We start from the raw sequence: 7,272 nt of genomic DNA, 5'->3' as shown, positions 1-7,272 counted from the left end.
CGGACTGCTCGTGAGCCGTGGCCACATAGCCCTTAACGGCTTGGACATCGAGCGAGGCCGGATCGATGTTGAGGCCGGCGCCAGGCTGAACGATATTCGCGACAATCAGTCCGACAACGAGTGCAAGCGTCGAGAAGGTGAGGAAATAAACCATCGCCTTGGCGGCAACTCGGCCGACCTTCTGCAGATCGCTCATGCCGGCAATGCCGGTCGCAATTGTCAGGAAGATGACAGGTGCGATAATCATCTTGACGACTTTGATGAAGGCATCGCCGAGCGGCTTCAGGCTCTGGCCGGTTTCCGGATAGAGATAGCCAATTGCGGCACCCAGGACTATGGCGGCAAGCACCTGCACGTAGGTCCGGGCAAAATGGCGCTTGCGGGGCGCTGCGATCGCGCGGGGGACTTTTGGAACCAACACCGTTTCTCTCTCCCTGACCGGATCGGGGTGGGGGCTCCTCCTTCTCCCATGCTGCGCTCCGGTCGAGCGCTGCTGTCATCTCGGAGCAAGCGCCGTGCCAACTGGAGGCCTGTCCCGTCCAGCGAGATTGGTGCGGGTTGCGCACTGGAACCCTCCACCTTTGCCGGAATTTGCACTCAAGGCTCGCCAAAGATCGCGTGAAGAAGTGCTTCGCCAGAGAGGGAATTGACCAGGTCGCCTTGCGGCCGTGCCTTTGATGTTCGCCGCAGATCGAATGCCGGCCGATATCTGTCGTCTTGGTGACTTTGGTTGGTCAGTTTTGCGACGGAATGCGCGCAAACTGTAGGATATCCTACACGCCCATCAGAGCACGCGGGACAAGCGATTAAGCGTAGGAGCGCATCGAATCTCCGAGGTCAAAAAATCTTGAATAAGGTCCGCGTGCGAAGTGAATCCGCAACTCGTCAAAGTTCTCCACCGTTTGATCCAGCGGTCGCGTTTCCTGGCGCTGCAGGATGGCGTTATCTGATGGCTCAAGCGCTGGAACGCCCAGGAAATCCCAAACCGCTCCCAAGCATTGGGCAGGTTCATGAAGAAGGCTCTCGTATTCCATTACAAGCAGGTTGGTCGACGTGAAGGAGTCCATAACGCGAGCGTGAAAATCGTCGGCGGCTTTGAAATAAGCCTCACAGTCAGCGATTGACAACCTGACGCTCGGTGGCCGAGCGGTATCGTTGTCCGAGCTGAACTTCAGCCACTGACCGCTTTCCCTGGCCTGCACAAAGGAACGGAGCGATTCCAATACGTTTCGGCGAACAACGAGGATGACCTTGAGTGCTGGCCAACGAGCTAATTCCGCAAAGAATGCTGGACGCTCGCGAAACTGAGGTTCATTGATCTTGCAGCCAAGATGCGTCACATTCTTGTAGTCGCGCATAGGGCAGCGCACATAGGCAAGCTCAAGAAGCTCGCGATCCGTGCCTAGCAGGCGATCCGTGCTGGGCCAATTGGGATCATATTCGTTTAGCAACTCACCGTTACTCAAAACGGTCGGATGCTCGTTTAGCAATTCTTCTAAATAGTGTGTTCCGGTCCTTGGCATAGCAAGGATCACAAAAGGCTCAGGAGTTGGTTCGTTGTGGGTCATTGCATGTGTATCCAACTAAATAATGGCCGCGACGGTCTGGGGACGCGCACAAGAAGCTTGGCTGCTATCGCTTGAACGCTCCGGGTGGGTCCGCGCCTCACCACCCAGCCTGTACTCCGAGGTGTGGTCGCGAAGATGGGCGCGTGCCTGCAGCGGCTGGGTGGCGCCCGGCTTCGGCGTTGTTGTACCACTCGCGATTCCTGGCACACGCATGCCTCCGGGCCGCTGTGGGCAGTTTGCAATCCGGCATTGCGGACCTCCTTCTCGTTGATGGGCGTAGGTAAGCGTCAACGCATTAGTCGTCGATGAAACAGTCCAGCCGACACAAAAAAAGGCAATACAGCGAACATGCAAAGTGCGCCTATATGCAGCCCTACATTGTCGCCCAGGCGGCCGAGCATCACCGGACGGATTAGATCGATAGAATTCGCCAGCGGCGAGAAGGCCGCAATCTGCTGAAACACTCCTGGCAATTGGCCGACTGGAAAAACCGCGCCCGAAAGGAACAGCATAGGTGTGATGACAAGCGTCTGATAGAAAATAAAATAGTGATAACTGGGCGCGAGCGCGATGACGAGCATGGCCAGGCTCGCAAAGGCGAACCCGGTGAGAGCGATGACCGGCAGCACGTAGAGAACCGACGTCCACGCGGCATAACCTAGCGCGGCGGCAACAATCGCAATTGTCGTACCGGCCAGAAAGGCCTTTGTGGCTGCCCAGGTCAATTCACCGAGAACGATGTCGCCGAGGGTAAGTTGTGTGTGCAAGATTGCTTCCCAAGTGCCCTGATCGCGCATTCGACCGAAAACCGCGTAAATTGTTTCGAAGGTCGATGCTGTCATCGCGCTTGTCGCAACCATGCCGGCTGCCAGAAAAGCGATGTAGGATGCACCTTCGATGCGGCCTACCAACAGTCCAAGGCCAGTGCCGAGCCCGAAAAGGTAAATCATCGGATCAGCAAGGGTGCCGAGCATTGAAGCAAATGCCACCTTCTTCCATGCCAAATGATTGCGGCGCCACACCGCGATCCAGTTCCAGGCGTTGGCGGGTAGAGCGGCCGCAAGACGTTCACCCATTGCTCACTTCTCCATCTCACGTCCGGTTAGCCGCAAGAAAACGTCCTCCAGACTGGGTGGACGCTCCAGAATACGCAGACCCGCTCGACCGCGAAGCTGGATGCGCACATCCTCCGGATCAGGCGCATAGCAAAAGAGCGTCTCGCCGCTTACCTCGATACGCTGAACGTACGGCCTGATCAGCGAAATCAGCTCCTGTGGATTGCCGCCGAAGATCTCGATCACGTTGCACCCAATGTACTCGTCGATCAGCGCATGAGGACTGCCCTCGGCGATCTTGCGTCCCCGCTCGAGAACACACAGCCGATCACAAAGCCGCTCAGCCTCTTCCATGAAATGGGTGGTCAAAATGATCGTTTTTCCGCTCGCCAGCAGGAAACGAAGTCGCTCCCAGATCAGATGGCGGGCATGCGGGTCGAGGCCGGTCGTGGGCTCATCCATCACAAGCAACTGGGGGTCGTTGATCAGAGCACGTGCCAGCGTCAGGCGCCGCTTCATCCCGCCGGATAGCAGGCCGACACGTGAATCCGCCTTGCTCTCAAGGCGAGCGAACTCGAGGAGCCGTGGGATGACGGCGTTGATCTCTCTTGTTCTCATGCCGAAGTAGCGCCCGAACACCAACAGGTTCTCACGTACCGTAAATTCCAGGTCGAGATTGTCGAACTGCGGGACCACGCCTATGCCCTTGCGGGCCAAGCGGCTGCGTGCCGGCACTGGTAGACCGAGGACTGTTATATCACCCGCGTCAGGCCGGGTCATACCGAGGAGCATACGCGCAATCGTGCTCTTGCCTGCGCCGTTCGGCCCCAGCAGACCGAAGCACTCTCCCGATGCAACGGTGAAGGACAGCCCGTCCACAACGAGCTTGTTTCCGAATAATTTGGTTACGCCGGTAAGGTCGATTGCTACATTGGACATGCGTCTATCTCAAGCGGAATGAGTCCGATTGGCCACCGGCAGCTTACTTACGAATCTGGTTCAGAGCAGGCCACCGCCTTGAGATGGCACCTTTGGAAAGTCGCGGCCGGAGCGACGCGTGTATCGCTTCCGCCAAAGAATTAACGTCAAGATGCCACGTGTCGCTTCCAGATAGTTCCCGTTCTGACCATAGGTAACTCGACAAGCTTCACCACGTGTCGACTGACACAACTTACTCGGTCACCCGGCGCTGCAAGGCCGTCAGACTTCACCAGCTGTGAGCGAAAGATCTGCAGTATGAAGTGACTCCGCAATTCCAGAATTGCCCGCAGCATTTGCTCCGGCAAGCGGCGTCGCGCTTGTGATTTCCTTTGTGCTTCTGTTGGGCAGGGGAACACTTTTACGCGACAGCCAATCGCTATTGCTCAATGTACACAGGGCGTAAGCCTTCAAGGGGATCAACAGGAATATCCTGATTAACGCGTGCATTGAATAGCCGATGAATCGAAGCTGCCGAGTGCGGAAAGATAACACCGTAGATCTGATTATGGTCATGGTGACAATAGCCAGCACCGTCCACCAATTTACTGTATGTGAAAATAGTAGCTCACCGAGCGCCGTTACTACCGCGATGCCGAGCAACAATGGGCCGAGATTCTCTCCCATCACATCCAAAGTTAGATAGCGATCCAGGCCACGCAGTAGACCTCGCGCAAGCATCGTGTCCCGGAAAGTGCTCCGTGCCCAGCGGAGTTGTTGGCGCAAATAAGGTCCCATCTTGTCCGGAACGACTGTCGCCGCGACGGCACCTGGAACGTACTCGGTTCGAAAGCCTGCTTTCAGCATGAGGATCGTAAGATGACGGTCTTCACCGAAGTCGCTTGGTTTCCCCCTGAACAGCTGCGTCTCGTATTGATCCAGCAGAGAAAGGAGACAAGACCGGCGGTACATTGCACATGGGCCGCAGCAGCACATGACCGCACCAAAGCGACCTTGCGCCGCGCGCTCCTCATTGCAAGCCAGCCAGTATTCCATATCGATCAATCGGGTCAACCAAGTGTCGCTGCGGTTGTATGCCGTCAGCTGGCCCATGGCCGCTCCGACCATGGGATCCCGCATTTTTACTGCAAGCTTCGTGATCACGTCGGACGCAAGTGTCGTGTCAGAGTCGACGCTGAGCACGAAATCTCCAGATGAGCGGCGGATGGCGGCGATCTGCGCCTTGCGTTTGCCAACATTCTCGCGGAGCAGAATGAAATTGAATCTCGGGTCGCCCTCGTAGGCGTGATGTACCGGGATGACGGCATTACGATTTCCAGAACCGTCGTCAACCAGATAGACCTGAAATGTTCCGGCGTAATCTTGAATTGCGATGGAAGCTAAACACGCCGCGAGTGTGCGCGGGTCCTCATTGTAGCAGGGGATGATGACATCCACGCTCGGCCAACGGTCGGATCCGAACAAGCTTTCCGACGGCGGCGTAACATTTTCCGGTTGGGAGTAGACCGCTTGCATGCCTCTGTAAACAGTCGAGAGCACCGCATAAGACGAAACGGCAACAGTACTGGCTGTGGTGAGAAGGTCCATAGGATCTCTGTTTGTTCAGGGATGTTGAGGAAGTGATCGGATTACAAATCCGCGGCCGTGCAATTCTGGAATTAGGCGTGACAACGCTGTCACCGTCTGGTCGCGCAGACTGGCTTGATTGCCTGGTTGCAATTCGTCGGGAGCGCACCCGTCGTGCAACAGCACGATTGCGCCCGGCCGGATATCGGCGAGCACTCTGTCGACGATGGCGTCAACGCCGGGGCGAGACCAGTCGCGTGGATCAATGGACCAATGGACGGGCGCCAATGCCGCACCCGCTGATGCAGCGATTACTTCTTCGGTCCAGATGCCATACGGTGCACGAAAGTACCGAACCATGGCCTGCGGGCAAGCCATCCCTATGACTCTGTTTGCCTCAACTATCTGGCGGTCGACTTCGACGGGCCCGCATTTAGCCAGGTCCGGATGAGTCATCGTGTGGTTGGCTATACCGTGCCCGTCTGTAATAATTCGGCGAACGAGTTCCGGCTCGTCGGCCGCGTAGGCCCCAACAACGAAGAAGGTCGCCGGCACCTGATGTTGCGCCAGCACATTGAGTATCTGCGGTGTGAAAAATGAATTGGGACCGTCGTCAAACGTCAGATAGACGCTGCGCTCTGCAATGCCATCGGCATTGTCACTCTGCCCTTCGCATATGTAGTCCAGAGGCTTCATAGTTCCGGACCGTTCCGGTCGATCAGGGTACCGGACGGCCACTCGTCCATCGAGCGTCCGATCGGCGAAACCAACACGAGTACGTCTTCCAGGCGCGTGGGCGGCAGGTCGGGATGCACGTCTGGACGGGTCGACCGTACGCGAACGCCCGACACAATGTTCGCGAGGCCGGCTCTGCAGAATCTTTCGACATGGTTTCGCAGCGCGTGCCGAACCGTGCCGAAAGCGAATGGAACACCCAACTGATGGAGCACTGGGTACGCCACGCGCATCGAAAAACCGATTCCGAGCCCTTCAAGATCCGGACGAACCGCGTACAGGCCCAATTCAGCGACGATCAAGTCGACCTCGCCAACTTTGATGAAGCGCCGCAGCATGCCGATGTGAGCCGCTACCCCATGCGCGTCGTAGCCGATTGCGCGGAATTCCGGCCTCGCGCCGGCCCAACTGCGGCCGCCTTCGAATGGCTCCGCGTTGAAGGCGCCAGTCCGTCCATAGGTCTTTCGAAAAAAGTCGGAGAGTTCGACATGGTCGGCCAGTTGCAACTCATTTTCCCAGCACAACTTCCACTCGACATTCGGGCGCATGGAAGACCTCACCTTGTAGCTGTCCGGTTGAGATAAATGTCCAAGCATTGGTTAAATAATTGGCGTCGCCCCAACGGGGCGTAACTTGTGGAGACCGCCGAAAGACCAAGCCGCAATGCAGATGCGACTGACTTTGTACGCCCCGCACACCAGATGATGCTCCTCGGATCCAACGCAACCATCGGAACTACCTATCTTTCCAACTTGAAGCGCTTCTATGGGACCTGCAGCAAAAACGGTAAAATCCTTTGTTTAGATGAAAGGTATCCACGCTTTGGATAACTGGGCGAATGCGTTCCATATGGCTGGTCAATTATCGTCGTCACGCTCGAGGCACTTCTGACGAAGCGCAAAGCTCACGCCCGCGGCACGCGCGGCCGTTGCCGGGCCGCTCGATTATCTCCGTAAGAGCCCGAGCGGAGCTCAGACACGACGATTGATCAGAATCTGATTCGCGGGTTCAGTATCTTTTTCGTGTATCCAGCTCTGGGCTGTCCTTTGGCGGGAGTTAGGTTCGCCCAGGTTCTGAGCCTGGGGCGTCGGCCCGTTCGCCGCACAGGCTCCTTCGCACATCGTCGAGGCCGAGAAAGAGGTGGCCACACAGCTCCCCCTGTACTTTCCACCACCCGACACCAGAGCTCACCCAGGGCGCCGGCCTTGCTCACCTCAACGGATAGCGCACTCGCGCCGCTTCACGATTAAAAGAATTCTACAAGCAGATGCCTGTTTGATCGTGAGACGTCCGCTGCCAATTCCCGCATCGCAGAGGCAGCCAATAGCGCTCGCTTCACATAGTGGTCCGGCAAGCAGCTAGATACGACAGGTGACCTCAAATGAGGCGTCTTGCATGGCTTCTACACC

7 protein-coding genes are annotated in these 7,272 nt (G+C 57.1%); all 7 read right to left on the bottom strand.

What is annotated here, in order from left to right:
• The coding region (locus EOA86_RS15230; protein ID WP_245494741.1) for a cation:dicarboxylase symporter family transporter at positions 1–418 on the bottom strand (418 nt) is incomplete at its 3' end.
• Between the two features lie 388 nt (positions 419–806).
• Positions 807–1,568, bottom strand: coding sequence for a sulfotransferase (locus EOA86_RS15225; RefSeq protein ID WP_024505871.1), 762 nt, complete (start codon positions 1,566–1,568; stop codon positions 807–809).
• Positions 1,569–1,855: 287 nt separating this feature from the next.
• Positions 1,856–2,644, bottom strand: coding sequence for an ABC transporter permease (locus tag EOA86_RS15220; protein WP_091600620.1), 789 nt, complete (start codon positions 2,642–2,644; stop codon positions 1,856–1,858).
• Positions 2,645–2,647: 3 nt separating this feature from the next.
• Positions 2,648–3,562 carry a nodulation factor ABC transporter ATP-binding protein NodI gene (gene nodI, locus EOA86_RS15215; protein ID WP_091600619.1) on the bottom strand — a complete coding sequence of 305 codons (915 nt, stop codon included), beginning with the start codon at positions 3,560–3,562 and terminating at the stop codon, positions 2,648–2,650.
• A 261-nt stretch (positions 3,563–3,823) separates the two neighbouring features.
• Complete coding sequence (gene nodC / locus EOA86_RS15210) at positions 3,824–5,149, bottom strand: chitooligosaccharide synthase NodC (RefSeq protein WP_091600618.1); 1,326 nt, start codon at positions 5,147–5,149, stop codon at positions 3,824–3,826.
• A gap of 15 nt (positions 5,150–5,164) precedes the next feature.
• Positions 5,165–5,824 carry a chitooligosaccharide deacetylase NodB gene (nodB, locus tag EOA86_RS15205; RefSeq protein ID WP_091600617.1) on the bottom strand — a complete coding sequence of 220 codons (660 nt, stop codon included), beginning with the start codon at positions 5,822–5,824 and terminating at the stop codon, positions 5,165–5,167.
• Positions 5,821–6,411, bottom strand: coding sequence for a NodA family N-acyltransferase (locus EOA86_RS15200; protein ID WP_063169401.1), 591 nt, complete (start codon positions 6,409–6,411; stop codon positions 5,821–5,823). Before EOA86_RS15200 ends, nodB begins: the two co-directional genes overlap by 4 nt.
• Positions 6,412–7,272: the final 861 nt, after the last annotated feature.

The sequence above is a fragment of the Mesorhizobium sp. M5C.F.Ca.IN.020.32.2.1 genome (genome assembly GCF_004023105.1).
Lineage (GTDB): Bacteria > Pseudomonadota > Alphaproteobacteria > Rhizobiales > Rhizobiaceae > Mesorhizobium > Mesorhizobium wenxiniae.
Note: the sequence above shows the minus strand (reverse complement) of the source record. Positions and strands in the feature narration are given on the sequence as shown.